The organism is Herbaspirillum sp. 3R11 (assembly GCF_004563925.1).
Classification (GTDB): Bacteria; Pseudomonadota; Gammaproteobacteria; order Burkholderiales; family Burkholderiaceae_D; genus Herbaspirillum.
In genome coordinates this window covers 417904-442715 of sequence record NZ_SPNJ01000004.1, presented here as the reverse complement: position 1 = coordinate 442715, position 24812 = coordinate 417904, and the positions used below count along the sequence as shown (strand labels likewise).

Sequence of the window (24812 nt, the reverse complement as noted above, 5' to 3'; positions counted from 1 at the left end):
CTGCACGCTGAATACTGACCGAAGCGATCCACTCCGACCTTCCATGACGCTCACCAGCAACCTGCTACGCCGCCTCGATCTCACCACCTTGCGCCTGTTCGTCTCGGTGCAGGAAGAGGGCACGCTCACGCGCGCCGCCGCGCGTGAGGCGATCGCCGTCTCCGCCGCCAGCAAGCGTCTGGTCGAACTGGAACAAGCCATCGGCGTCGCTCTGTTCGTGCGCCACGCGCGCGGCATGCAACTGACGCCGGCCGGCGAGACGCTGTTCACGCATGCGCGCCGCGTGCTGCTCAGCGTCGAAACCATCGGCCTCGAATTGTCTGAACATGCGCAAGGCGTACGCGGCTACGTGCGTATGGTCGCCAACCTGTCGGCCATCGTCGAGTTCCTGCCGGAAGATCTGATGGCGTTTTCGCAGCTGCACGCACAAGTCAAGCTCGACCTCGAAGAGCGTCCCAGCGGCAGCGTGGTCAAGGGCGTGCAGGACGGCTGGGCCGATCTCGGCATCTGTTCCGGCGACACCGAAACCCATGATCTGCACACCGGGCTGTATCGCCGCGACCGGCTGGTGTTGGTGATGCGCGACAACCATGCGCTGGCCGGCAGCAAGACGGTGGCCTTCGCCGACACGCTCGACTTCGACCACGTCGGCCTGCATGCCGACAGTTCTATCAATGCACGCACCCACCTCGCTGCGCGCAGCAGCGGCAAGTCGCTCAAGATGCGTATCCACGTGCCTGGCTTCGATGCCGTGTGCCGCATGGCGCAAGCCGGCATGGGACTGGGCGTGATTCCTTCCGGCGTGTACGAAGCGATCGGTCGCTCGCTCGGCCTGACCGCGATTGCCCTGAGCGACGACTGGGCCAGCCGCGAACTGAAAATCGTGGCGCGCGACGTCAAGGGCTTGTCGCCGGTGTCGCGCGCGCTGTACGACTATTTGTCCACGGCCGAAGACCGTGCCGGCGCAGCAAGCAAGCCTGCACAAGAAAAGAAAAAGAAAAAATAGCGAGCGTTCGCGTTTGGCGAACGCTGCTTGCCGATTTGCGGTTGGACGCCGACAGTACTCTTTTCCTATCCTGTAAAAAAGGAAAAGGAGACTGTCATGAGTGGACCGCTCAAAGGAATACGCGTCATCGAAATCGGCACCCTGATCGCCGCGCCGTTCGCCGCGCGCGTGATGGCCGAGTTCGGCGCCGACGTGATCAAAATCGAAGCCCCCGTCAACGGGGATCCCATCCGCAAATGGCGCAAGCTGCACGAGGGCACCTCGCTGTGGTGGTACCTGCAATCGCGCAACAAGAAATCGCTGTCGGTCAACCTGAAGTCGGCGCAAGGCATCGCGCTGATCAAGCAGCTCGCGGCCGACGCCGACGTGCTGATTGAAAACATGAAACCCGGCGCGCTGGAAAGCCTTGGCCTCGGTTGGGACGTACTGCAGGAAATCAATCCCAAGCTGACCCTGGTGCGCATCTCCGGCTACGGCCAGACCGGTCCGTACAAAGACCGTCCCGGTTTCGGCGCCATCGGCGAAGCCATGGGCGGCATCCGCTACACCACCGGCGAACCCGACGGCGTACCGGCGCGCGCCGGCATCAGCCTGGGCGATTCGCTGGCCTCGCTGCATGCGGTGATCGGCGCACTGATGTCGCTGTTGCGCGTGAAGACCGGACAAGGCCTCGGCCAGGTGGTCGACGTCTCGCTGGTCGAGAGCGTCTTCAACCTGATGGAAAGCCTGGTGCCGGAATACGACCTGCTCGGCCACGTGCGCGAACGCAGCGGTGGCGCCTTGCCCGGCATCGCGCCATCGAATACCTATCCGACCCGCGACGCCGGCTACGTCGTCATCGCCGGCAACAGCAACCCGATCTTCAAGCGCCTGATGCACGCCATCGGCCGCGCCGACCTGGCCGACGATCCGGCCTTCGAACACAACGACGGCCGCGTGCAGCAAGTCGCGCTGCTCGATGCCGCCATCGCCGGCTGGACCTCGCTGCACAGCATGGAACACGTGCTGGCAGTGCTGGAACAGGCCGGCGTGCCTTCGGGTCGCATCTATTCCATCGCCGACATCGTCGCCGATCCACACTATCAGGCGCGCGACATGATCTTGTCGGCGCAGTTGCCGGGAGGTGTCAAGGTCAAGATGCCGGGCATCGTGCCAAAGCTGTCCGACACGCCCGGCGAGATCCGCTGGCAAGGTCCGGCGCTCGGCGCACACACCGTCGAGGTGCTGTCCGGCCTGGGACTGGATGCAGCGGAAATCCGTCGCCTGCAACAGGAAGGAGTGGTGCAATGAGCGCCGTCAAAAACAATGATGCCAATCGCCTGATCGTGCAGGAAGTGGCGCCGCGCGACGGCTTGCAGATCGAGCCGAGCTGGGTGTCCACCGAAGACAAGATTGCGCTCATCGACGGACTGTCGCAAGCCGGCTTCACGCGCATCGAAGCGGGTTCCTTCGTGTCGCCGAAGGCGATCCCGGCGCTGCGCGACGGCGATGACGTGTTTCGCCGCATCGCACGCAAGGACGGCGTCGTCTACGTCGCGCTGATCCCCAACCTCAAGGGTGCCGAGCGCGCGTTGCTGGCTGGCGCCGACGAACTCAACATGGTCATGTCGGCCAGCCAGACGCATAACCGCGCCAACATGCGCATGAGCTGCGAGGCATCGCTGGCGGGCTTCGGCGACATCGTCGCACTGGCGCGGCGCCCCGGAATGGATGTCACGCATGATGTCACCCTTAACGCCACCATCGCCACCGCCTTCGGCTGTCCGTTCGAAGGCCGCATCGACGAAGACCGCGTGCTGGCCATCGTCGACGCCTATCTCCGGCTCGGCGTCGACGGCATCACGCTGGCCGACACCACCGGCATGGCCAATCCGCGCCAGGTCGCGCGCATCGTCCGACGCGTGCTGGCGGTGTTGCCGGCGGCGGCGCTGACGCTGCATTTCCACAATACGCGCGGTCTCGGCCTGGTCAACGTCGTGGCTGCGTACGAAGTCGGCGCGCGCCGTTTCGACGCCGCACTCGGCGGGCTCGGCGGCTGTCCCTTCGCGCCGGGCGCCTCGGGCAACATCTGCACCGAAGACCTGGTCAACCTGTGCGACGAAACCGGCATCGCGACCGGTATCGACCTGCCGCAACTGCTGGCCTTGTCGCGCAAGCTGCCGGCGCTGCTGGGTCATGACGTACCGGGCCAGCTCGCCAAGGCGGGACGCAACTGCGACCTGCATCCGATACCGGCCGCGCTGCAAGCGGCTGCCTGAAGAACAACCACAAGAGCACATCGCCATCAACCACCGGCGCGGCATTTTCCTGCCGCACCAACAGGAGACAACATGCATTCCAACACCGCCGCAGGGCCGGCATCGGCCCCGCAAGAACTCGTCACGCCTCATGACCACGACGACAGCCTCGTCGCCATCGTGCGCAAGGCCGCCTGGCGCATCATGCCGCTGATCATGATCTGCTATCTGTTCGCGTTCTTCGACCGCATCAACATCAGCTTCGCCAAATTCCAGCTGCAGGGCGACCTCGGCCTGAGCGACACCGCCTACGGTCTCGGCGCGAGTCTGTTCGTGGTCGGCTACGTGCTGTTCGAAGTGCCGAGCAACATGTTCCTCTACAAGGTCGGCGCGCGGCGCTGGATTGCCCGTATCATGATCTCGTGGGGACTGGCGACGGCGGCGATGGTGTTCGTCTCCAGCGAGTGGCAGTTCTATGCGCTGCGCTTCGTGATCGGTGCGATGGAGGCCGGCTTCGCGCCCGGCGTGCTGTATTACCTGACGCTGTGGTTCCCATCCTCGTATCGGGGCCGCATCACCTCGATGCTGTTCCTGGCGTCGGCGTTCGCCGGCCTGATCGGCGCGCCGGTGTCGGGCATGATCCTCGGCCACATGGAAGGCGCCTTCGGCATCCGCGGCTGGCATTGGTTGTTCATGCTGGGCGGCTTGCCGTGCATCGGCCTCGGCCTGGTGGTGCTGTGGCAGCTCAAGGACAAGATCGAAGACGCCGGCTGGCTCACGCAGCGCGAGCAGCAGATCCTCGCCGCCAATGTCGCGCGTCCGACTTCGCATGAGCGCGGCCACTCTCTGCTCAGCGCCATCAAGACGCCGGGCTTCCTGATGCTGGGGCTGGTGTACTTCCTGATCCAGGTCGGTTCCTACGGCCTCAACTTCTGGGCGCCGCATCTGATCCGCACGGCCGGTACGCAGAATCCGACCATCATCGGTCTGCTCACGGCGGTGCCTTATATCTGTGGCGCCGCGGCGATGATCATCGTCGGCCGCTTGTCCGATGCGCGCGGCGAGCGTCGCCGCTTCGTGATCGGCTTGATGGTGCTGGCGACCATCGGCTTCTTCGCCGCCGGCGTGTTTGAAAAGCAGACCGTGTTGCTGATCGTCGCGCTGGGCATCATGGGCGCCGGCGTGGTGGCCGCCATCCCGGCCTTCTGGGCGCTGCCGCCCAAGCTGGTGACCGGCGCCGGCGCAGCGGCAGGCATCGCGCTGATCAATACGCTGGGCCAGCTCGGCGGCATCGTCAGCCCGGTCATGGTCGGCCGCATCAAGGACCTGACCGGCAGCACCACGCCGGCGCTGTATGCGATCGGCGGCATGACCCTGCTGTGCGCCTTGCTGCTGACCTTCGCGATGCCGGCCAGCTTGCGCGAGAAGGAATGACGTTTCTGCCATCGCAGTAAAAACTGCGGTAAAGCGTGCAGTAAAGAACGTAAAAATAAAAAGCGCTCCGGTTCTCCGCCGGCGCGCTTTTTTATTTGCAGAACGCTTGCTGCAACGTCGTATTCCGCAACAAAGCGAAGGCCGTAAACCGCATACCCATATTCGCTTTGGCGCCGCCTCTGCTTGACTAGAGGAAACGCAACAATCCCTTCTAAAGTTATACGAAATCGTTCTTGGACGCGGGCGATTTTCACTTCCTATAATCGCCTTCACCCCATCGCATCCTACCCGGACTGTAGGGATGCACTTCTCCATACCTGAAGATCGCGAGCGTTATCCGTTGCGTTGAAAGTATGGACCACGACTTCCGATATTTCGTTGCTGCGCGCAACCACGCATGGAGAAATGATGAACGCGATCACCCGTAACACCATCCCGACTTATCAACGCATCAGCGTCAAGCCGTTGGCCGTGCACATCGGCGCAGAGATTTCCGGCGTCGACCTGGCGCACCCGCTGGCCTCCGAAGAAATTGCCGAAATCCGCGCCGCGCTGCTGCAATGGAAAGTGATTTTCTTCCGCGACCAGCACCTGAGCCACGCCCAGCACGTCGCTTTCGGCAAGCAGTTCGGCGACCTCACGCTGGGGCATCCGGTGTTCGGTTACGAGCCCGGTTATCCGGAGGTCTATTCGGTCGGCCGCGACCGTTTCAAGAGCCGCTTCGACGGCGCGCGCCTGGTGCGGCCGTGGACCGGCTGGCATACCGATGTCACCGCCGCGATCAATCCGCCGGCCGCCTCCATCCTGCGCGGCGTGGTGATTCCACCCTACGGCGGCGACACCCAGTGGACCAACCTGGTGGCCGCCTACCACGGCTTGTCGCCGGCTTTGCGCGCCTTCGTCGACACCTTGCAGGGCGAACACAAGTTCACGCCGCCGGAAGGCAACAAGGCCAAGCAGGAATTCGTCAGCAAGGTCGCGGCCACGCCGCTGATCAGCCATCACCCGCTGGTGCGCGTGCATCCCGAGACCGGCGAAAAAGCCTTGTACGTCAGCCCGTCCTTCCTCAAGAACATCGTCGGCCTGCATCCGCGCGAGAGCGAGCAATTGTTGGCGCTGCTGTTCGAACACGTGGTGCGCCCGGAATATACCGTGCGCTTCAAATGGGAAGAAGGTTCGCTGGCGTTCTGGGACAACCGATCCACCGCCCATCTGGCGCCGGTCGACATCTACGAGACCGAGTTCGAGCGCCAGCTGTACCGCATCACGCTGGTCGGCGACGTGCCGGTCGGCCCCGACGGCAAGCCCTCGGTCAGCATCGAAGGCGAACCGGTGGTGGCGCACAGCGTCGAGTAATTCCGGATCATCGGCGACGGCCTGCATGAGCGCGGGCCGTCCTTCACTTTTCATTTTTTGTCTATAACAAACAGGGCGCGACAGCGTCACGAGGGAGTTTTTGCATGGTGTTTTCCAAAGTCATCAAGGCCTTGCTGGCCGGCGGCGTACTGGCCGCCTCAGTATTGGCATCCGGCGTCGTTCACGCCACCACCGACAAGCCGGCGGTCGATCGCGACACGCTGGTGGTCGGCGTGGAAAAGGAGTTCCAGAATCTTGACGGACTGGTCACCATCAGCGGCGATTCGCTGCGCTACGGCTGGCAGATTTACGACACGCTGTACGGCTTCGATCTGGAGGGCAAGATCGTGCCGCGCCTGGCCACCAGCGTGACGATCTCTCCCGATTCCAAGGTGTTTACCTACAAGCTGCGCAAGGGCGTGAAGTTCCATAACGGCACGCAGTTCACCTCCAAGGACGTCAAGGCTTCGGTCGAGCACATCCTCGATCCCAAGAGCAAGAGCACGCGTCGCCCTTACTTCGCACCGATCGTCGACAGCATCGAGACGCCTGACCCCTACACCGTCGTCTTCAAGCTGAAAGTGCCGGACGGCGCCTTCCAGAACAAGGTGGCCGGCTACCTGTACATCCTGCCCGGCGACTACCTCGCCAGCCTGGCCAATCCTGACGCCTTCGCCCAGGCGCCGATCTCGCTCGGCCCTTATAAAGTCAAGCGCTATGCGCCCGGCGGCAGCGAGCTGGTGCTGGAACGCTTCGACGATTTCTGGGGTGAAAAACCGAAGATCAAGACCCTGATCTTCAAGGCCATCACCGAGCCGGTCAGCCGCGTCAACGCCATCCTGCGCGGCGAGATCGACGTCGCCGTGGTGCTGCCGTTCCCCGACTACGACCGCCTGAAGAAGGAAGCCGGCCTCGACGTGATTTCATCGCCGGTGGCCTCGCCGCTGTACATCCGCGTCTACACCGACGATCCGGCCTCGCCGTTCTCCAAGCGTGAAGTGCGCCAGGCGCTGAGCTATGCGATCGACACCAACGCCATCATCAAGAGCGTGCTGCACGGCGTCGGCGAACCGCTCGGCACCTTCATCTCCAACTACTATCCGTACGGCGCGAAGAAATCGATCAAGGCCTATCCCTACGATCCGAAGAAGGCCAAGGAATTGCTGGCCAAGGCCGGCTATCCAAGCGGTTTCGAAACCACGCTGAACATCCAGGGCGACCTGCCGAAAGAATTGTCGGAAACCGTCGCCGCCTACTGGGGCCAGATCGGCGTCAAGGTCAAACTCAACCGCCTGACCTACGCCGCCTTCCAGCGCCTGAACAATACCCACGCCTCCGGTCCGCTGGCCCTGTCGCAATTCACCAACGCCCTGTATGACCCGATCCATCCAGTCGGCGGCGCGTTCTCCAAGGACGGCTCGTGGTCCAACTACAACAATCCGGACGTCGAGGCCTTGCTGCAAAAGGTCAACAGCGTGTCGGGCGCGCAGCAGCGTGGCGAGATCTTCGAGCAGGTCGGCCAGATCCTGCATGACGACGCTGCCGGTTTCTTCCTGTCGGAGTATTTCTATATTTACGCCAAGAAGAAGAGCGTGCAGTGGGACGTGCAAAAGGGCTCCGGCTTCCTGAACTTCCGTACGGCAGGCTGGAAATAACATGCCGGCTTTCCTGTTGCGCCGCATCGGCTCCGCCCTCGTCACCTTGCTGCTGATGTCGGTGCTGATCTTCGTCATGGTGAGAATGGTCGGCGACCCGGCTCACCTGATGATGCCGCCGGAAGCAACGGAAGCCGACCGCGCGCTGTTCCGCGAACAGCTCGGCCTTAATGATCCGGTGCCCGTGCAATACGCGCGCTTTCTGTCGACCATCGTGCGCGGCGACTTCGGCAACTCCTTCCACTTCGGCGTGCCGGCGCTGAGCATCGTCGAAGACCGGCTCGGTCCGAGCCTGTTGCTGACCTTGAGCGCGCTGGCGTTTGCGATTTTCATCGGCGTGCCGCTGGGCATTGCGGCGGCGGTGAAGAAGGATGGTTTCGCCGATCAGTTCTCAAAAATATTTGCGGCGCTCGGCCAGGCCGCGCCGCCGTTTTTCTTTGCGCTGCTGTTCATCCGCCTGTTCTCGGTCGGCCTCGGCTGGCTGCCCACCGGCGGCTACGGCAGCTGGCAGCATCTGGTGCTGCCGGTGATTGCGCTGGGCTGGTATTCGGCCGCCGGCCTGTGCCGGCTGACGCAGGCCAACCTCACCGCCGTGCTGCAATCGGAGTACGTCAAGATGGCGCGCATCAAGGGCGTGCCGGAACACGTGGTGGTGCTCAAGCACGCGCTCAAGAATGCGGCGCTGCCGGTGATCACTTTTGCGGCGTCGCAGTTCGGCATCCTGATCGGCGGCGCGGTGTCGATCGAAGCGGTGTTCTCCTGGCCCGGCTTCGGCAGCCTGATGGTGGAATCCATCAACCAGCTCGACTTCACCGTGGTGCAAGCCGCCGTGATCGTCTCCACCTTGCTGTTCATCGTGATCAATTTCACGGTGGACCTGTTGTACGCCCTGATCGATCCGAGGATTAGCCATGTCTGACGCCATCATCCAGCACGCTCCATCGTTACCGCAGTCGCAGTCGTCCGTGCCCGCAGTACGTTCGTCCCGTCCCGCCTGGTTGCGCTGGACGCGGCACTGGCAGTTCCATCTGTCGGTGGCGGTGCTGGCGGTGGTCATTGTCTCTGCCGCGCTGGCGCCGTGGCTGACCGCTTACGATCCCAATGGCATCGACCTCGGCAGCGCCTTGCAGGCGCCGTCGCTGGCGCATTGGTTCGGTACCGACCAGCTCGGTCGCGACGTGCTCAGCCGCACCATGTTCGGCGCCCGGCTGTCGCTGTTCATCGCGTTCTGCGCGGTGTTCCTGGCGGGCTGCGGCGGCACGCTGATCGGCATTCTGTCGGCCTATTTCGGCGGCTGGATCGACAGCGTCACGATGCGCCTGGCCGACATTCAATATTCCTTGCCGCCGGTGATCCTGGCGATGGTGGTGATCGGCGTGATCGGTCCCAATACCGCCAACGTCATCATCGTCGTCACCATCGCCAACTGGGCGCGCTTCGCCCGCGTGATCCGCGCCGAAGCGCTCAGCGTCAAGCACCGCGACTACGTGCTGCTGGCGCGCCTGGCCGGCGCCTCGCCGTTGCGCGTGGCCTTGCGCCACATCCTGCCGAACGTACGCAATACCTTCCTCGTGCTGCTGACGCTGGACATCGGCCTGATCATCATCCTGGAAGCGGCGCTGAGTTTCCTCGGCCTCGGCGTGCAGCCGCCCGATCCGTCGTGGGGCACCATGATTTCCGACGGCCGCGGCCAGCTGGAACATGCATGGTGGACCTCGGTCATGCCCGGCATCGTGATGATGCTGACGGTGCTGGCGGCCAACCTGGCGGGTGATCATCTGCGCGAAGGCACGCGCCTGATCGGCGAGGCGGACTGATGGGCGCGGCGGATATCCATAATCACGAAGTCTTGCGCAAGGAAGTGTTGAGCAAGGAAGTCTTGAGGGTCAGCGGCCTGACCTCCGACATCGCCACGCCGGGCGGTCGCGTCAAGGTGGTCGACGGCATCAGCTTCGGCCTGCGCGCAGGCGCGACACTGGGACTGGTGGGCGAGTCCGGTTCGGGCAAGAGCATGACCTGCCTGTCCATCCTCAACCTGTTGCCGGCATTCGGCCGTGTCACCGGTGGCTCGGTGCTGTTCAAGGGCGAGGACCTGGCGACCAAATCGGCCGACGAGATGCGCAAGATCCGCGGCGGCCAGATCGGCATGATCCTGCAGGATCCGATGACCTCGCTCAACCCGCTCTACCGCATCGGCGACCAGATCGGCGAAGTATTCAAATACCACCACGGCGAGCGCAGCAGCCGCAGCCGCTGGCAACGCGCCATCGACGTCATGAAGCGCGTGCACATCCCGGCGCCGGCGCAACGCGCGGCGGCTTATCCGCACCAGTTCAGCGGCGGCATGCGCCAGCGCATTTCGATCGCCATCAATGTTGCCTGCCAGCCCGACCTGCTGATCGCCGACGAGCCGACCACCGCCCTCGACGTCACCATCCGCCAGCAGATCCTGCGCCTGCTCAAGGAAATCCAGCGTGAGCGCGGCACCGCCATCATCCTGGTCACGCACGACCTGCACACGGTGTCCAAATTCTGCGACGAGGTAGCGATCATGTATGCCGGCCGCATCGTCGAACAAGGTCCGGTGGCGCGCATCTTCGCCAGGCCGGCGCATCCCTATACGCGCGGCTTGCTCGACGCCACGCCGAAGATCAGCGCCAACATGGCGCGCCTGCAGGAAATCCCGGGCCAGCCGCCGGCCGCCGGCCAGCACGGCGGCGGTTGCCGTTTCGCGTCGCGCTGCACGCGTGCTGCGGCGCTGTGCAAGGAATCGTATCCGCCGTTGGCGGCCACCGATGGCGGCGACGGACAGCATCAGGTGGCGTGCTGGTATCCGCTGGAGGCAGCATGAGCAATGAATTAAAGAACACCTTCATTGAAGTCAGCGACCTGAAGAAGGACTACCAGGTGCGCCGCCATTTCCTCGCGCGCCCGGCCACGCTGGCGGCGGTGGCGGGCGTGTCGTTCACGATCGAGCAGGGCGGCACCTTCGGCCTGGTCGGCGAATCGGGCTCGGGCAAATCGACCATCGCCAAACTGATCATGGGCGCTGAGCGTCCGACCTCGGGACAGGTCGTCATCGACGGCCATCGCTTCGGCGCCCAGGCGTCGGCGAGCGAAGACGCCTGGCGCTACCGCGCCCTGCAGCCGGTGTTGCAAGATCCGTATGGCGCGCTCAATCCGCGCATGAAGATCGGCAACATCATCGCCGAACCGCTGCGCATCCAGCGCTGGAAACAATGGAGCCGCCACGCCGGCAATCCTGCCGCGGACGGAGCTGCGCCTGCGCTTGCCAACAGCGACGCCTACGCCCGCCGTGTGGCCGAGCTGCTGGAACTGGTAGGCCTGCGCGCCGACTATGCCGAGCGCCTGCCCAATGAACTCAGCGGCGGCCAGCGCCAGCGCGTCGCGATCGCCCGCGCACTAGCGCTGGAGCCGCGCATCCTGGTGCTGGACGAACCGGTATCGGCGCTCGACGTCTCGATCCAGGCGCAAGTGCTGAACCTGCTCAAGGACGTGCAGGCCGAACTCAATCTGACCTATCTGCTGATCTCGCACGACCTTGCCGTGGTGGCCTACATGAGCACGCAGATCGGCGTGCTCTACCTCGGCCAGTTCATGGAGATCGGCAGCAAGGAGCAGGTCGTCAATCGCCCGGCCCATCCCTATACGCAAGCGCTGATCGCCGTGTCGGATCCGGACAGCGGACTCGATGACGATGTTGTGACGGGAGAGATTCCGTCGCCGCTGAATCCACCGTCGGGCTGCCCCTTCCATCCACGCTGCCCGCGCGCCGACAGCCGTTGCGCCGAGAGCAAGCCCTTGCTGCGCCAGCTCGGACCGGCGCACTGGGCCGCCTGCCACTACGCCGAATCAGTCGTGCAGGTACATGAAAACACCGACATCGTGAGCGCCATCGCCGCATAAGCGCAGCGGTCGCTCACCCCACATTCATATCAGGAGACACCATGGCAAGCCCCCACACCATCCTTGAGCGCGAAGAATTCCGCACGCTCGACCAGCTTGCGCGCACCGATTTCCGCGCCTGGAGCATCGCGCACGAGCGTGACGGCAAGCTGCCGGTCGAGAACCTCAAGCGCATCCATGAACTGGGCCTGCTGCACGCCGCGGCGACCAGCAACAACGGCGGTCGCGACGGCAGCCTGCTGGGCCGCGATCCCGGCGTGTTCCTGCAGGCGGTGCGCACCATCGCGCGCGGCGACAGTTCGACTGCGCACTGTTACCAGGTGCACAACCACACGCTGTGGCTGCTGGAGGAACTCGGCACGCCGCAGCAGCGTGAACGCTTCCTGCAACCGCTGACCTCGAAGTTCAGCCTGCTGGCCTCGGTCGGCAGCGAGCCGGGCCGCACCAACATGTACGTGATGCAGACCAAGGCCAAACGCGTGGACGGCGGCTGGCAGCTCAACGGCGTCAAGAACTTCGCCACCAACGGACCGCTGGCCGACTACATCGTCGCCTTCGTGGCGATCGATGGCGTCGACGATTATTTCAAGAACCACATGATGGTGATTCTCGAGCCGGACATGCCCGGCATCACGCTCAGCGACGACTGGTACCAGCCGCACGGCATGCGCGCCGCGCGCAGCTCGGTGATCACGCTGCAGGACGTGTTCGTGCCCGACAGCCACGTGCTGGGCGAGCCGGGTTCTTATCCGAAAGGGCGTTGGCAGGGCCGCTACCACCTCGGCTTCGCGGCAAATTACCTGGGCGCGTCGGAGGGGCTGTACGGCTGGTATCTGGATTACATCAAGGGACGCGGCCGCGCCACCAACGCCATCACGCAGCTGCGCACCGGCGAGATGCGCATCACGCTCGACAGCGCCGCCGCCCTGTTCAACGTCGCCATCGAGAGCTGGCAGAAATCCGACGTGGTGGCGTCCGAACTGATTTCCATGAGCGCCAAGTCGGCCGCGGCGCATGCCGCCTTCAAGCTGACCCAGACCGTGGTGCATGCCTCCGGCGCGACTGCGCAGTTCGACGAACATCCGCTGGGACGCTATATCCGCGATCTGGAAACCCACGTGCTGCACGCCGGTCACGACCGCACCGCGCAGATCCTTGGTCAGGCCGAATTGGGTGAGCAGTTCGACTCGACCTTGCAGCGCTAGTCATCTTGCCGTGAACCGACTCGCCGACAAATTGCCGCTGACCACATTCTTGCCACGACTGTCGTTCGGCAGTCGCGCGGTGTGGTCGACATTCGCACTGAGCGCAGTGGCGCTGGGCGTGCTGTTGCGCGATCTGTCGGCAGGGCAGGGCGCGGCAGTCTGGTTCGGCTACGCCGCCGATCTCGGACTGACGGTATACCTGCTGTGCGAGGTGCATGTGCTGGCGCGCATCGTCAAGACCACCGTGTGGCTGACCTTGCTGCTGGCGCTGGCGGCATTGCTGTCGTGGCCGTCCGGCTGGCAGGTGGTAGCGCAGGGATTGGACCGCTCGACCACGGTGGCGGCGATTCTGGCGGCGATGGGTTTCATGGTGGAAGCGGCGCGCACTTCGCCGCTGATCCGCCGCGTCGGCTACACCGTGATCGGCCAGCCGAAGTCGCGCCGCTACGTGGTGCTGACCACCGGTGCGCATTTGCTGGCGATCGTGCTCAACGTCGGCGCGATCAATTTGCTGGGCAACATGGTCCGGCGCAGCAACACGCTGGCGGCCGCCGGCGGCGATGCGCAATTGCAGGCGCAGCGCTTGCGCGAATCGTCGGTGGCGATCATCCGCGGCTTCGGCACGATGGCGATGTGGTCGCCGCTGTCGATCGGTTTTGCGGTGGCGCTGGCCTCGGTGCCGGCCTTGCACTGGCAGGAATTGCTGCCGTACGCGATGGCCTTGTCGCTCAGCTACCTGCTGCTCGGCTGGTTGCTGGACGGGGTGCACTGGAAGACTGCTGCGGCGATCAAAATTTCATCGACGCGCGCCGACTGGCGTGCCGTCAACGGTTTCGTCGCATTGATCCTCGCGGTCATCGCCGCAGCATTGGCGGCGGCGTTCTTGCTGCATGCCAGCGTCAGCGACGGCGTGATGCTGGTGGTGCCGCCGGTGGCCTTGCTGTGGCTGGTGCGCCAGTACGCACGCGCCGGCGTGCCGTCAGCGCTGGCGCTTACGGCGCGGCGCATGCGGCAGCGCCTGTTTCAGATTTTCCCGGGCTTTCGCACCGAGATTTGCATGATCGCCTCGGGTGCCTTGCTCGGCACGCTGCTCGGCCATGCGCTGCACTTGCAGGCGATCCCGGCTTTGCTGGCGCAGGCGGCCTTGCATCCGGTGCTGCTGGCCGGCTTGCTGCTGCCGGCGATCATCGCGGTGGCGCAGCTCGGTGTCGGCGCGGTGGTCGGCATCGGCATCGTCAGCGCGGCGATTCCCGATCCGGCCTTGCTGGGACTGAAGCCGGTGGTGCTGGCTTTCGTGTTCCTGTCGAGCTGGGTGCTGGCCGGCGGCATCACGCCTTACGGCGCCACCATCGCCATCATGGCGCGCGCCGCCGACGTGCCGGGAGGCATCGTCGCGCTGCGATGGAACGGCCGCTTCACGCTGGCCGGTTATGGCGTCAGCCTGGCGTGGTTTGCCGCGCTGCAGGCGTGGACCTGAATACAAATTTTTGAGATGAGGATGACATGAGTAAAAAAACCGGCAAGGAAATCAGGATCAACGCCTTCGTCACGTTTGCACCCAGCCATTTGTCGCCGGGCTTGTGGTCGCATCCGCAAGACAAGTCGCTCGACTACAACACGCTGGAGTTCTGGAGCAACCTCGCGCGCGTGGCCGAGCAGGGCAAGTACGACGGCCTGTTCTGGGCCGACGGCATCAGCACCTACGACGTCTACGGCGGCTCGCACGACGCCGGCATCCGCGGCGCCCTGCAGTTCCCGCGCCTCGATCCGCTGCTGCTGGTGGCGGCGATGGCGCAGGTCACCGAGCATCTCGGCTTCGCCGTGACCAGCAGCGTGACCTACGAGCCGCCCTATTTGTTCGCGCGGCGCATGTCGACGCTCGACCAGCTGACCAAGGGACGGGTCGGCTGGAACATCGTGACCAGCTTCGGCGACTCCGGCAGCAAGGCGCTCGGACTTGGTCCCAGCAAGCCGCACGACCTGCGCTACGAGATCGCCGACGACTATCTCGACGTGGTCTACAAGCTGTGGGAAGGCAGTTGGGAAGACGACGCCGTCAAACGCGACCGGGCAAGCAAGACCTTCGCCGATCCGTCCAAGGTGCACGTGATCCGCCACGAAGGGCCGCATTACCAGATCGAGGGCGTGCACTTCAGCGAGCCGACGCCGCAGCGCACGCCGCTGCTGTACCAGGCCGGCTCGTCGGGACGCGGCAAGGACTTCGCCGCACGCCACGCCGAATGCGTGTTCGTCAGCGCCCCGTCGAAGAACATCATCCGCGCCTCGGTCGCCGACACGCGCCAGCGCGCCGCACAACTGGGCCGCAATCCCAAGGACATCCTGTTCTTCATGCTGCTGACCGTGATCGTCGGTCGCACCGAGGCCGAGGCCAAGGCCAAGCTCGAAGACTACCGCCGCTACGTCAGCCCGGAGGGCGCGCTGGCGCTGTTCTCGCGCTGGAGCGGCGTCGACCTGGCCGGCCGCGACGTCAACGAGCCGCTGCAATACAGCAAGAGCGAAGGCATGCAATCGACCATCGAAGGCTTCACCGTGGCCGATCCGGATCGCGTCTGGACCATCGGCGAACTGGCGCAGCACAACGCCATCGGCGGCAAGGGACCGGTGCTGGTCGGCACGCCGGAACAGGTCGCCGACATCATGCAGGAATGGATGGACGAGACCGACATCGACGGCTTCAACCTGAGCTACACGCTGCAGCCGCAAAGTCACATCGACTTCGTCGAACTGGTGGTGCCGGAGTTGCAGAAGCGCGGCGTCTACAAGAAGGAATACCGCCCCGGCACCCTGCGCGAGAAACTCTACGGCGCCGGTGCGCGTCTGCCCGATACGCATCCGGCGGCAGCGTTCCGGCGCGGCGCCGATGCAGCGCAAGACATCGGCGCAGCAGCCGCCGAAATTCAATAACATCAAGGAGATCCTCATGACAGCAACAACGCGCTACGAGACCATCAAGGTCAAGCCGGTCACGCCGCTGATCGGCGCCGAGATCGACGGCATCGACCTGACCCGGCCACTCGAGCCGCAGCAGGTCGCCGAAGTGCGCCAGGCCCTGCTCGACCATCTCGTGATCTTTTTTCGCGACCAGCCGCTGACGCTGGAGCAGCACAAGCGCTTCGGCCGCTACTTCGGCGAGCTGCACGTGCATCCCAATACGCGCGGCCCGGAAGGCCATCCCGAAATCCTGCCGATCCACGCCGACCACAATACCGTGCGCATCGCCGGCGATCGCTGGCACTCCGACGTGTCGTGCGACGCTGAACCGCCGCTGGGCAGCATCCTGCATCTGCAGACCTTGCCCGAGCATGGCGGCGACACGCTGTTCTCGAATACCTATGCGGCCTATGAAGCGCTGTCGCCGGGCCTGCAGACTTACCTGCTGGGACTGACCGCGACACACGACGGCGAGCAGGTGTATCGCAGCCGCAATCGCGGCAAGGGCATCGACGACCGAGACCGCGTCTATCCGAAGTCCTCGCATCCGATCGTGCGCACGCATCCGGAGAGCGGCCGCAAGGGCTTGTTCGTCAATTCCAATTTCACGACGCACATCGACAATGTGCCGCGCGAAGAGAGCGCGGCGATCCTCGCTTTCCTGTACCAGCATCTGGCCAAGCCGGATTTCCAGGTGCGCTTTCGCTGGCAGCCGGATTCGATCGCGTTCTGGGATAACCGCAGCGCCCAGCATCTGGCGGTGTGGGACTACTTCCCCAACGTGCGCTCCGGTTACCGCGTGACCGTCAAGGGCGACAAGCCATTCTAAATTTCTCTCAGGAGGCCGCATGTCCAACCACACCACACAACGCTCGGTCGCCATCGTCGGCGGCGGCATGGCCGGCACGCTCGCCGCGATCCGCCTGCTGCGCCAGGCGCAGACGCCGCTGCTGATCCGCATCTTCGATCCGAATCCCGAACTGGGACGCGGACTGGCGTATTCCACCACCGACTTCAGCCACCGCCTCAACGGTCCGGCCAAGGCTTTCAGCCTGCGTCCCGAAGACTCCGCGCATTTTGCCAATTGGCTGCAGTTGCGCGCCGACCGCTCCGGCTGGAACGAATTTGACGACAAGCTGCTGGCGTTCGCGCCGCGCTGGATGTTCGGCGACTACCTGCGCGACGAGTTGCGGCTGGCGCTGCAGGACGCTGCGCCTGGCGTGGAAGTCGAACACATCCTGGCCAAGGTCAGCGACGTCACCGAAGATCATGGCCGCGTGCGCGTGACTGTCGACAACGGTCACGCCGTGCGCGAGTTCAGCGCCGATCATCTGTTGCTGGCGCCAGGCGTATTCAAATCGCGTCCCGGTTTCGCCGTCACGCAGGCGCTGGAAGACGATGGCCGCTACTTGGCCGATCCGTGGAATCCGGATGCGCTCGACAAGCTCAAGGGCGCCGCCGACGTGCTGCTGATCGGCAGCAGCCTGACCATGATCGACGCCGTGGTGGCGCTGGAAGCACGCGGCTATCGCGGCAAGTATCACGTGGTCTCGCGCCGCGGCCTGGTGCCGGTGGCGCGCCATGAAGTCGCGGCGTGGCCCGAGTTCCTGACCGATACCGGCGCACCGACTACCGCGCGCGCCATCCTGCGCGCCGTACGTGAACAGATCGCCAAGGCCAGGGATAGCGGCGAAGATTGGCAACGCGTGGTGATGGCGGTGCGTCCGCATTTGACGCGCCTGTGGAAAGCCGCCGCCCTGACCGAGCGCCAACGCTTCATGCGCCATGTGCGCGCGTACTGGGACATGTTCCTGCATCGCGTGCCGCCGCCAAGCGCGGCCGTGTTCGAGGCCGTGCGCGCTGCGGGTCGGTTGCAGGTGCACACCGGCACGCCGGTCGAACTGCATGAAGAGTCGGCCGGCAAGGTCGCCGTGGCGGTGCGCCTGCGCGGCCAGCAGCAAGTGCAGCCGGCGTTGACGCTGGTGGCCGACGCCGTGATCAATTGCACCGGCTTCGAATACGTGTGGAAGCGCGTCAGCGGCGAACCGCTGCTGGGACGTCTGCTGGAGAAAGGCTACGTGCGGCCGAGTGCGCTCAAGCTCGGCATCGACGCCGATCCGCAGACGCTCGCCGTGATCGGCGCCGACGGCCAGCCGTCGACCTTGATTTCGACCAGCGGCCTGCCTTTGCGCGGCGTGCTGTTCGAGTCTGGCACCATCGCCGAGTTGCTGCGCCAGGCGGTGCTGCTGGCGCCGCGTCTTGATGCGGTCGGCAATCACAGTAATCACAACTACGCGGCTGCGCTGAACGCGGCCTAGGTTCATTCAAGGAAAAATCATGGCAAAAGAAATCCGCATGAACGCGTTCGCGCTGCACAGCCCGGTGCATCACTCGCCGGGCCTGTGGCGCCATCCGCGTGATCGCTCGCTGACTTACAACACGCTCGACTACTGGGTCAATCTGGCCAAGGTACTGGAGCGCGGCTTCATCGATGCGCTGTTCATGGCCGACAGCATCGGCGTCAACGACGTCTTCGGCGGTAATCTCGACACCGCGCTGCGCTACGGCGCGCAGGTGCCGAAGCAGGATCCGATGCTGTCGATTTCGGCGATGGCTTACGCGACGAAGCATCTCGGCTTCGGCGTCACCAGCAACGCCAACCACGAGCCGCCGTACGTGTTCGCGCGGCGCATGTCGACGCTGGATCACCTGACCAACGGCCGCATCGGCTGGAACATCGTCACCGGTCACAGCACCAGTGGCGTGCGCGCGCTCGGCCACAGCAAGGTGACGGCCCACGACGAGCGCTACGACATCGCCGACGAATACATGGACGTGGTCTACAAGCTGTGGGAATCGAGCTGGGAAGACGGCGCCGTGTTGCGCGACGTCGCCACCGGCGAGTTCGCCGATCCGCGCCTTATCCACAAGATCGTGCACGAAGGAAAATACTTCAAGCTGGAAGGCGTGCACCTGACCGAGCCCTCGCGCCAGCGTACGCCGGTGTTGTTCCAGGCCGGCTCGTCGACGCGCGGCAAGGCCTTCGCCGGCCGCCATGCCGAATGCATCTACCTGAGCGGCCCGAGCATCAAGACCATCGCGCCGGTGGTGGCCGACACGCGCAGCCAGGCGGTGCTGGCGGGACGCCATGCCGACGACATCAAGTTCTTCTCGATGGCGACCATCATCGTCGGCCGCACCGAAAAGGAAGCGCAGGACAAATTCCGCGACTATCAGAACTACATCAATCCGCAGGCGGCGCTGGCGATGTTCTCGGGCTGGACCGGCATCGACTTTTCCAAATACGATCCCGACGAGCCTATCCGTTACCTCAAGCTCGATGCTGGCATCAGCTCGGCGTTGGAGAACTTCACCATCGGCGATCCGGATCGTGTCTGGACCGTCGGCGAGCTGGCGCGCCACAACGCCATCGGCGGCCGCGGTCCGCTGTTCATCGGCTCGGTGGAACAGGTGGCTGACGCGATCGAGCACTGGGTCGATACGACCGACGTCGACGGCCTCAACCTGAGTTACGCAGTCACGCCGGAAGCCTATGAAGATTTTGCCGACCTGGTGGCGCCCGAACTGCAACGGCGCGGCCGCTACAAGACTGCATATCGGGAAGGCACGCTGCGCGAAAAGCTGGGTGGCGCTTCGCCGCTGCTGCCGGAACGGCATCCGGCGGCGGGCTTCCGTCGGGGACAGAATCAGGAAGTGATCGCCGCGGCGGCTTAGTTATGAAAAATCCGCGCATGCATGCTCGGATTGATTCGTAGCTGTGGGGCGATGAGGAAGGTATAGTGAACTCACTCTCTTCTCTTCTGCACAGCAGCGCCAACATGCGGACAGATTCGGTGAGCGGATTCAATGCGCGGCCACTTTGCAGATAGCACTGGGCTGCGCGAATCTCCTCATTGAATCTGTTCACATGTTGGCGTTGCCATATGAAAAGGTTTGCAGCAATTGGATAAGTTTTTTGCGCAAATACAAAAAAGCCCCGTCACGGCAACGTGCGGGGCTTTTTGTTTGGGGATGCAGGATTATGCGGAGCCAGTCCTGCAAAAATTACTATTTCTTGTAGTTGTACACGCCGATGCGCGCATTCGGATCGATCTGGCGGATGTAGAGCTGGTAAGTATCGCCGCTGCTGGTCTTGAGCTTGGCCATCTTGCTTTGTTTGCAACATGACGGGCAGGCCACTTTCTTTTCCTGGATCGGGCGCGCATCCGGCGACAGCTGCAGCATGAGCTGCCCGCAATGCGGGCACGCCAGGCTGATGTCTTGCCCGTAAATTGTTGCGTGGGATGTCTGTGTGTTCGATTTCATGGTCGATTATTCTTATGGGGGGCTGCGATTATAACCAAAGCCGCGGGGACGACAAGGAACAGCAAGCGGACGAATGTATCACATTTTCCTGACGGCTCAGGCGATTTCAGGCAAGGCCTCCGGCAGCGTGTTTTCCGGTTCTTTTTTGTGTGTACGAATCACATGTCGTGCAGCGATCGCTTCGGGATGGAAGTAGCGTCCAACCCATGCCGCGAATTGTTCCAGCGCCGAGCACAACACGAAATAAATGGCGCCGACGAACATGAAAATCTCCATCGGATAAATCATCAGCCGGCTGTTCACCTGCGACGCCACGAACGACAATTCGCCGACGCCGACGATGTAGGCCAGCGAGCTGTCCTTGATCAGCGTCACCCATTGATTGACGAAGGACGGCAGCATCATCTGCAGCGCTTGCGGCAACACGATCCAGCGCAGCACATGCAGGCGCGGCAGGCCGAGCGAAAGGCCGGCATCCCACTGGCCGCTGCGAATGCCGGCAATGCCCGCCGCCACCGAATGCGCCAGATAGGCGGCGCTGACCAGCGACAGCGCAAACATCACCGACAGCACGCCGGGCACGTCGATGCCGAACGCAATCGGCAGCAGGAAGTAAGTCCAGAAGATCAGCATCAGCACCGGAATCGCGCGGAAGAATCCCAACACCAGCGTGAGCAGGTTGCGCAAGATGCCGCTGCTCATCGCCAGCACCACGCCGAACACCACGCCCAGCAGCGCCGACAGCAGCGCCGAGCCGACGCTCAGCAGCAGCGTCAATGCGGCGCCGCCGAGCGGTCCATCGGGATACGATCCCCACAGCAGATAGGGCAGGTTGTCGAGCAGCACGGAGAATTCCATCAATGTCTCCCCTTGCCGGCATGTGCGAGGCGCGCCTGCAGACGCCAGTGACCGATGCTCTCGATCAGCGCGATGGCGACGATGTACAGCAGCGTGGCGAAGCCGAAGGCCTGGAAGGTGCGGAAGGTCTCGGCTTCCACCTGGCGCGAGGTGTACGACAATTCGGCGAGGCCGATGGCCATCGTCAGCGAGGTGTTCTTGAGGATGTTCATGTATTGGCCCAGCAGGGGCGGCAGAGCAATGCGCACGGCCTGCGGCAGCACGATGTAGCGCATCACCTGCAAGCGGGTCAGGCCGATGGCGGCGCCGGCCAGCGATTGCGTGGATGGCACACCGCGCATGCCGGCGCGGATTTCTTCACTGACGTAAGCGGTGGAGTAGAGCACCACGCCGATCATCGCCGCCAGGAATTCAAACGATGGCCAGCTCAGCGTCAGCACACCCAGCAAGCGGATGCTGTGGGTGGCGTTGAGCCACTCCATCGCGCCTTCGGGGAACAGGCTTGGCACGCCGAAATACCAGAACAGCAATTGCACCAACAGCGGCGTGTTGCGGAACAGCGAAGTGTAGGCCGCGGCCGGTGCGCGCAAGCCGGGATGCGCGCTGGAACGCGCCGCCGCCAGGAAGAAGCCGAGCAGCGTCGCCAGCACCACCGTCGCGGCGCTCAGCAGCAGGGTGGTCTGGAAGCCGTGCCACATCCACAGCAGGTATTTGGGGGCGAGCAGCTGGCTGGTGTCGAAATGGGAGAGCATGGGGACCAGTCGAGATCATTGATACGGTAAAAACGAGAACAGCCGCACGCAGCGGCTGGTTCTCATCGACGAAGATCTGCTTACTTGTCGCGCAGCTTGGTGTCGCCGATCTTGAACAGGCGCGGCAGCGGCGATTTGCTTTGCGGGCCGAACCACTTGTCATAGATCTGTTGCGCAGTGCCGGATTTTTCCAGGTCGCGCAGCCAGTCGTTCAGGTACGAAACCAGGCGCGCTTCGCCCTTGGGAACGCCGACGCCTTCATATTCTTCCGAGATCGCGAAGGCCGGGATTTCATATTTGTCCTTGTCCGGCAGCGACGCCAGGATCGCGGTCAGCTTGGAACCGTCCTGGCTGAATGCCTGGATGTTGCCGTTGCGCAGCGCGGCCAGTCCGAGCGGGGTGTCGTCATACAGTACCACCTTGGTGTCGGGATACTTTTCGCGCAGCGTGGTTTCCATGGTGGTGCCCTTGTCGGTGCCGACGCGGATGTCCTTGATGCCGTCGGCGTTCTTCAGCACGCCCTTCCTGGCGAGGAATTGCTGGCCCGAGGCGAAGTAAGGAATGCTGAAGTCGATGACCTTGGCGCGGTCTTCGGTGATGGTGAAATTGGCGAACACCAGATCGACCTTGTTGGACGACAACAGCGGAATGCGGTTGGCCGGATTGGTCGGAACGATTTCAACTTTCACGCCGAGTTTCTTGCCGAGTTCATTGGCGTAGTCGATGTCGAGGCCGACGATTTTCTTGCTGGCAGCATCGACGTAACCGAACGGCGGATTGCCGTCAAAAGCAGCCACGCGCAGCACGCCGGCCTTCTTGATGTCGTCGAGCTTGTCGGCGTGGGCGGCGGCCGGCAGCAGGGCCAGCGCGAGGGTGGATGCCAACAGAAGCGGGGACAGTGAAGCACGCAATTTCATGGATATTTTCCTTGTTGTCGTGAAATGGGGGGATGCGTTTCAATGTCGGCGGATAGCCGGCGAGGTCTTGCATCCCGTTGGCGCGGATGCACCAAATGGGAGCGAGTATAGGAAGACGCGACGCGATCTGGAACGACTATTTACGGCTTTGTTTATGCGGAAAACGGCACAGGAAAAACGCGTGAGGAGAACAGCAGAGGGCGAGAAGAAAAGAGGCGGGAAGAACGCGACAAACCGGCGTCATTGCAGAGATTGCAGTTCGCCGGTTCGTTGGAAAAGCTTCAGTCCGCGGCGGTTGAGAACCGGGGCGGACTGTCTGTCATCGACATGCAGCGGTCGATCAGCGTGTGGTGTTGATGTAGTTGTTGCGAGCGACGTCGCCGCGAGTCTGGCTCAGTTCTGCAAGCACGTCAGCACGGGTCTTGCTCGATGCAACCGGAGCAGGATTGAAGGTGTCCTGATAGTTGCGACGACCCAGGTCACCACCGGCTTGCTTCACTTCGGCGACGACTTCAGCGCGGGTCTTGGTCGAGGTGAACGCTTGTTGTGGCGGATATGGGGTTTCAGCAAGTGCGGAACCGGCAGCGGCGATCAGGGCAGTAGCGGCGATAATTTTTGCGATGTTCATTTTATTCTCTCTGAGTAAGTTAAATATGTAGTTGAAACAACAGCGATGCCGGCAGCACATTGATGAAGAAAATTTGCAAGTACCGCCGGGCGCACTACCGAGATAGGTTCAGAGTTTTGTTTTGCAACCACTTATTTTTGCGTTATCTGAAAGGAAAATGACTGATATACATGGATCATCTGACTGGAGGTCTTTGTTCCTGAGGCACGGACAATCGGCTGCATTGTTCGGATAAATCCGCCGGCTTTTTGTGCACGATCGTGAAAGATTCAGAGACCGACGACAAAATGGGACGTCTGCATTCCCGATTGTTCCAGAAAGGCGAATACAGAATCAGCACCAACGGTTTCAATGCGATCGCTGAAACGCTTGTCGTTGGGATGATCATCGAAGGCAATGTTGGCTTTGAACATGCGCGCGCCGAGCCGGGTCATCGGGCCGAGGTCGAGCACGGTCGGCTGGTAGCCCTTGAACTTGAGCCATGCCTGCGCCTGCTCGCGGGTGTGGATGCTGTTTTCCTGCGCCATTGCCAATGTTTCCAATACCCATTGATTCGATTGCTGGTATCTGTCGCCCCAGGCGTACGACAACATGTTGTACGCGGCAATATGTCCGGCCAGCACTTTTGTCGGATCGGTCAGCACGGCGCGCAGGCGTTGTTGTACTTCCGGCGCCGGCACGGTGATCGCCGCTTCGAAGCGATAAGGATCGTCGAGGAAGAATTGGCCCATGCCTTGTTCGTAGATGTTGCTGACGGCGGTGCCGCATTCGTTGAGCTTGTGCACGATGGTCCAGTGGCCGTCCTGCCTGTAAGCAAAGCCGAGATGCGAATAGCGTTGATGGTATTTGCTCAGGTCCTGGCCGGCGCGCGCGATGACGACCACGTCGGCGCCGCTGGCGTCGAGCTGGGCGACGGCCTTGACGGCCATGGCGATGCCTTGTGTAACACGTGTTTCGGTCGGCGGCTTTTGCTCGCATGCCTGTCCGGCATGCGCGATGGCGGGCAGCGCCAGATGCAATGCCACCAGCGCGGCGAGGACGATTTTTTTTATCATGTTGTGCTCCGTGTCGTTGAATGATCGGGTGCTGCGGTCGTTTTAATTCTCAGGAAACCTTCTTGCTCTTCATGAGCGCCTTGCCGAGTTCGTTCGGGATGATCGCCAGCACCTTGCCGGCGCTGACCAGCAGCATGCCGGCCGAGGTGGCGGTGGCCTGGATGACCGAACCGACGCCGACCGACACGGCGCCGCTGGCGTTGGCGGTGATGGTCACCGAGCCGCGTACGCCGGCGCCGATTTTTTCCAGTACATAGACTGAGCCCTTGCCCGAAGCTTCGACGCTCTTGACCAGGTATTCGCCGCCTTCGGAAATGAAGAAGGCCGGCGCGGCGATCGAGGCAACGACCGACAATGCGGAGGCGTCGCTGGCAGTCGACTGCGCCGATGCCGGTTGCGCCAGCAGGGCCGACGACAGTGCGAAGGCCAAGGAGAGGGAAAGGGTGGAAACGATGCGGCGCAGGTTCAATGTGTTCATGGTTGTTCTCCGTTTTTTACGTTTAA

General features: G+C 63.2%; 23 protein-coding genes. 16 read left to right on the top strand and 7 right to left on the bottom strand.

What is annotated here, in order from left to right:
• Positions 1-43 precede the first annotated feature (43 nt).
• The 16 genes from E4P32_RS18920 (at position 44) to E4P32_RS18845 (ending at position 19507) form a co-directional block, all read left to right on the top strand.
• The gene (locus tag E4P32_RS18920) at positions 44-1006 is read left to right on the top strand and encodes a LysR family transcriptional regulator (protein ID WP_116435839.1); all 963 of its coding nucleotides are present in this window, start codon (positions 44-46) and stop codon (positions 1004-1006) included.
• A 96-nt stretch (positions 1007-1102) separates the two neighbouring features.
• The gene (locus E4P32_RS18915; protein ID WP_116435838.1) at positions 1103-2296 is read left to right on the top strand and encodes a CaiB/BaiF CoA-transferase family protein; all 1194 of its coding nucleotides are present in this window, start codon (positions 1103-1105) and stop codon (positions 2294-2296) included.
• Positions 2293-3264 carry a hydroxymethylglutaryl-CoA lyase gene (locus tag E4P32_RS18910; protein ID WP_116435837.1) on the top strand — a complete coding sequence of 324 codons (972 nt, stop codon included), beginning with the start codon at positions 2293-2295 and terminating at the stop codon, positions 3262-3264. The genes E4P32_RS18915 and E4P32_RS18910 overlap by 4 nt, the downstream gene beginning before the upstream one ends.
• Before the next feature lie 72 nt (positions 3265-3336).
• Positions 3337-4677, top strand: coding sequence for an MFS transporter (locus tag E4P32_RS18905; RefSeq protein ID WP_116435836.1), 1341 nt, complete (start codon positions 3337-3339; stop codon positions 4675-4677).
• 408 nt (positions 4678-5085) lie between these two features.
• Positions 5086-6033: a TauD/TfdA family dioxygenase gene (locus E4P32_RS18900; protein ID WP_199525675.1), complete on the top strand. Its 948-nt coding sequence runs from the start codon at positions 5086-5088 to the stop codon at positions 6031-6033.
• 104 nt (positions 6034-6137) lie between these two features.
• Positions 6138-7688 carry an ABC transporter substrate-binding protein gene (locus E4P32_RS18895; protein ID WP_116435834.1) on the top strand — a complete coding sequence of 517 codons (1551 nt, stop codon included), beginning with the start codon at positions 6138-6140 and terminating at the stop codon, positions 7686-7688.
• A 1-nt stretch (position 7689) separates the two neighbouring features.
• Complete coding sequence (locus E4P32_RS18890) at positions 7690-8607, top strand: ABC transporter permease (protein ID WP_116435833.1); 918 nt, start codon at positions 7690-7692, stop codon at positions 8605-8607.
• Positions 8600-9505, top strand: coding sequence for an ABC transporter permease (locus tag E4P32_RS18885; protein WP_116435832.1), 906 nt, complete (start codon positions 8600-8602; stop codon positions 9503-9505). The genes E4P32_RS18890 and E4P32_RS18885 overlap by 8 nt, the downstream gene beginning before the upstream one ends.
• Positions 9505-10539, top strand: coding sequence for an ABC transporter ATP-binding protein (locus E4P32_RS18880; RefSeq protein WP_116435831.1), 1035 nt, complete (start codon positions 9505-9507; stop codon positions 10537-10539). Before E4P32_RS18885 ends, E4P32_RS18880 begins: the two co-directional genes overlap by 1 nt.
• Positions 10536-11615 (top strand): oligopeptide/dipeptide ABC transporter ATP-binding protein, encoded by a 1080-nt coding sequence (locus tag E4P32_RS18875; RefSeq protein ID WP_116435830.1) that lies wholly within the window; start codon positions 10536-10538, stop codon positions 11613-11615. Before E4P32_RS18880 ends, E4P32_RS18875 begins: the two co-directional genes overlap by 4 nt.
• A 41-nt stretch (positions 11616-11656) precedes the next feature.
• Complete coding sequence (locus tag E4P32_RS18870; RefSeq protein ID WP_116435829.1) at positions 11657-12820, top strand: acyl-CoA dehydrogenase family protein; 1164 nt, start codon at positions 11657-11659, stop codon at positions 12818-12820.
• Between the two features lie 10 nt (positions 12821-12830).
• Positions 12831-14297: a hypothetical protein gene (locus tag E4P32_RS18865; RefSeq protein WP_135008762.1), complete on the top strand. Its 1467-nt coding sequence runs from the start codon at positions 12831-12833 to the stop codon at positions 14295-14297.
• Between the two features lie 26 nt (positions 14298-14323).
• Complete coding sequence (locus E4P32_RS18860; RefSeq protein WP_116435827.1) at positions 14324-15745, top strand: LLM class flavin-dependent oxidoreductase; 1422 nt, start codon at positions 14324-14326, stop codon at positions 15743-15745.
• 16 nt (positions 15746-15761) lie between these two features.
• Positions 15762-16601, top strand: a complete 840-nt coding sequence (locus E4P32_RS18855; RefSeq protein WP_199525674.1) for a TauD/TfdA family dioxygenase — start codon at positions 15762-15764, stop codon at positions 16599-16601.
• 19 nt (positions 16602-16620) lie between these two features.
• Positions 16621-18090, top strand: a complete 1470-nt coding sequence (locus tag E4P32_RS18850; RefSeq protein WP_116435825.1) for an FAD/NAD(P)-binding protein — start codon at positions 16621-16623, stop codon at positions 18088-18090.
• 19 nt (positions 18091-18109) lie between these two features.
• Positions 18110-19507, top strand: coding sequence for an LLM class flavin-dependent oxidoreductase (locus E4P32_RS18845; protein ID WP_116435824.1), 1398 nt, complete (start codon positions 18110-18112; stop codon positions 19505-19507).
• A 333-nt stretch (positions 19508-19840) separates the two neighbouring features.
• On the opposite strand, the gene E4P32_RS18840 is transcribed toward E4P32_RS18845, so the two are convergent.
• From E4P32_RS18840 to E4P32_RS18810, 7 genes are all read right to left on the bottom strand, one after another.
• A complete protein-coding gene (locus E4P32_RS18840) occupies positions 19841-20098 on the bottom strand; it encodes a hypothetical protein (protein WP_135008761.1) in 258 nt (85 codons plus the stop codon).
• Between the two features lie 96 nt (positions 20099-20194).
• Complete coding sequence (locus tag E4P32_RS18835; RefSeq protein WP_116435823.1) at positions 20195-20956, bottom strand: amino acid ABC transporter permease; 762 nt, start codon at positions 20954-20956, stop codon at positions 20195-20197.
• Complete coding sequence (locus tag E4P32_RS18830; protein ID WP_116435822.1) at positions 20956-21708, bottom strand: amino acid ABC transporter permease; 753 nt, start codon at positions 21706-21708, stop codon at positions 20956-20958. Before E4P32_RS18830 ends, E4P32_RS18835 begins: the two co-directional genes overlap by 1 nt.
• Before the next feature lie 80 nt (positions 21709-21788).
• Positions 21789-22625 (bottom strand): ABC transporter substrate-binding protein, encoded by an 837-nt coding sequence (locus E4P32_RS18825; protein WP_116435821.1) that lies wholly within the window; start codon positions 22623-22625, stop codon positions 21789-21791.
• 340 nt (positions 22626-22965) lie between these two features.
• The gene (locus E4P32_RS18820; RefSeq protein ID WP_116435820.1) at positions 22966-23253 is read right to left on the bottom strand and encodes a DUF4148 domain-containing protein; all 288 of its coding nucleotides are present in this window, start codon (positions 23251-23253) and stop codon (positions 22966-22968) included.
• Positions 23254-23522: 269 nt separating this feature from the next.
• Positions 23523-24308 (bottom strand): DUF2145 domain-containing protein, encoded by a 786-nt coding sequence (locus tag E4P32_RS18815; protein ID WP_116435819.1) that lies wholly within the window; start codon positions 24306-24308, stop codon positions 23523-23525.
• A gap of 49 nt (positions 24309-24357) precedes the next feature.
• Positions 24358-24786 carry a hypothetical protein gene (locus E4P32_RS18810; RefSeq protein ID WP_116435818.1) on the bottom strand — a complete coding sequence of 143 codons (429 nt, stop codon included), beginning with the start codon at positions 24784-24786 and terminating at the stop codon, positions 24358-24360.
• Between the last annotated feature and the right edge of the window lie 26 nt (positions 24787-24812).

Excerpts from the sequence above, each read along its gene's own strand:
- E4P32_RS18920 (WP_116435839.1), top strand. The coding sequence starts at position 44 with ATGACGCTCACCAGCAACCTGCTACGCCGCCTCGATCTCACCACCTTG.
- E4P32_RS18915 (WP_116435838.1), top strand. The coding sequence starts at position 1,103 with ATGAGTGGACCGCTCAAAGGAATACGCGTCATCGAAATCGGCACCCTG.
- E4P32_RS18910 (WP_116435837.1), top strand. The coding sequence starts at position 2,293 with ATGAGCGCCGTCAAAAACAATGATGCCAATCGCCTGATCGTGCAGGAA.
- E4P32_RS18905 (WP_116435836.1), top strand. The coding sequence starts at position 3,337 with ATGCATTCCAACACCGCCGCAGGGCCGGCATCGGCCCCGCAAGAACTC.
- E4P32_RS18900 (WP_199525675.1), top strand. The coding sequence starts at position 5,086 with ATGAACGCGATCACCCGTAACACCATCCCGACTTATCAACGCATCAGC.
- E4P32_RS18895 (WP_116435834.1), top strand. The coding sequence starts at position 6,138 with ATGGTGTTTTCCAAAGTCATCAAGGCCTTGCTGGCCGGCGGCGTACTG.
- E4P32_RS18890 (WP_116435833.1), top strand. The coding sequence starts at position 7,690 with ATGCCGGCTTTCCTGTTGCGCCGCATCGGCTCCGCCCTCGTCACCTTG.
- E4P32_RS18885 (WP_116435832.1), top strand. The coding sequence starts at position 8,600 with ATGTCTGACGCCATCATCCAGCACGCTCCATCGTTACCGCAGTCGCAG.
- E4P32_RS18880 (WP_116435831.1), top strand. The coding sequence starts at position 9,505 with ATGGGCGCGGCGGATATCCATAATCACGAAGTCTTGCGCAAGGAAGTG.
- E4P32_RS18875 (WP_116435830.1), top strand. The coding sequence starts at position 10,536 with ATGAGCAATGAATTAAAGAACACCTTCATTGAAGTCAGCGACCTGAAG.
- E4P32_RS18870 (WP_116435829.1), top strand. The coding sequence starts at position 11,657 with ATGGCAAGCCCCCACACCATCCTTGAGCGCGAAGAATTCCGCACGCTC.
- E4P32_RS18860 (WP_116435827.1), top strand. The coding sequence starts at position 14,324 with ATGAGTAAAAAAACCGGCAAGGAAATCAGGATCAACGCCTTCGTCACG.
- E4P32_RS18855 (WP_199525674.1), top strand. The coding sequence starts at position 15,762 with ATGACAGCAACAACGCGCTACGAGACCATCAAGGTCAAGCCGGTCACG.
- E4P32_RS18850 (WP_116435825.1), top strand. The coding sequence starts at position 16,621 with ATGTCCAACCACACCACACAACGCTCGGTCGCCATCGTCGGCGGCGGC.
- E4P32_RS18845 (WP_116435824.1), top strand. The coding sequence starts at position 18,110 with ATGGCAAAAGAAATCCGCATGAACGCGTTCGCGCTGCACAGCCCGGTG.
- E4P32_RS18840 (WP_135008761.1), bottom strand. The coding sequence starts at position 20,098 with ATGAAATCGAACACACAGACATCCCACGCAACAATTTACGGGCAAGAC.
- E4P32_RS18835 (WP_116435823.1), bottom strand. The coding sequence starts at position 20,956 with ATGGAATTCTCCGTGCTGCTCGACAACCTGCCCTATCTGCTGTGGGGA.
- E4P32_RS18830 (WP_116435822.1), bottom strand. The coding sequence starts at position 21,708 with ATGCTCTCCCATTTCGACACCAGCCAGCTGCTCGCCCCCAAATACCTG.
- E4P32_RS18825 (WP_116435821.1), bottom strand. The coding sequence starts at position 22,625 with ATGAAATTGCGTGCTTCACTGTCCCCGCTTCTGTTGGCATCCACCCTC.
- E4P32_RS18820 (WP_116435820.1), bottom strand. The coding sequence starts at position 23,253 with ATGAACATCGCAAAAATTATCGCCGCTACTGCCCTGATCGCCGCTGCC.
- E4P32_RS18815 (WP_116435819.1), bottom strand. The coding sequence starts at position 24,308 with ATGATAAAAAAAATCGTCCTCGCCGCGCTGGTGGCATTGCATCTGGCG.
- E4P32_RS18810 (WP_116435818.1), bottom strand. The coding sequence starts at position 24,786 with ATGAACACATTGAACCTGCGCCGCATCGTTTCCACCCTTTCCCTCTCC.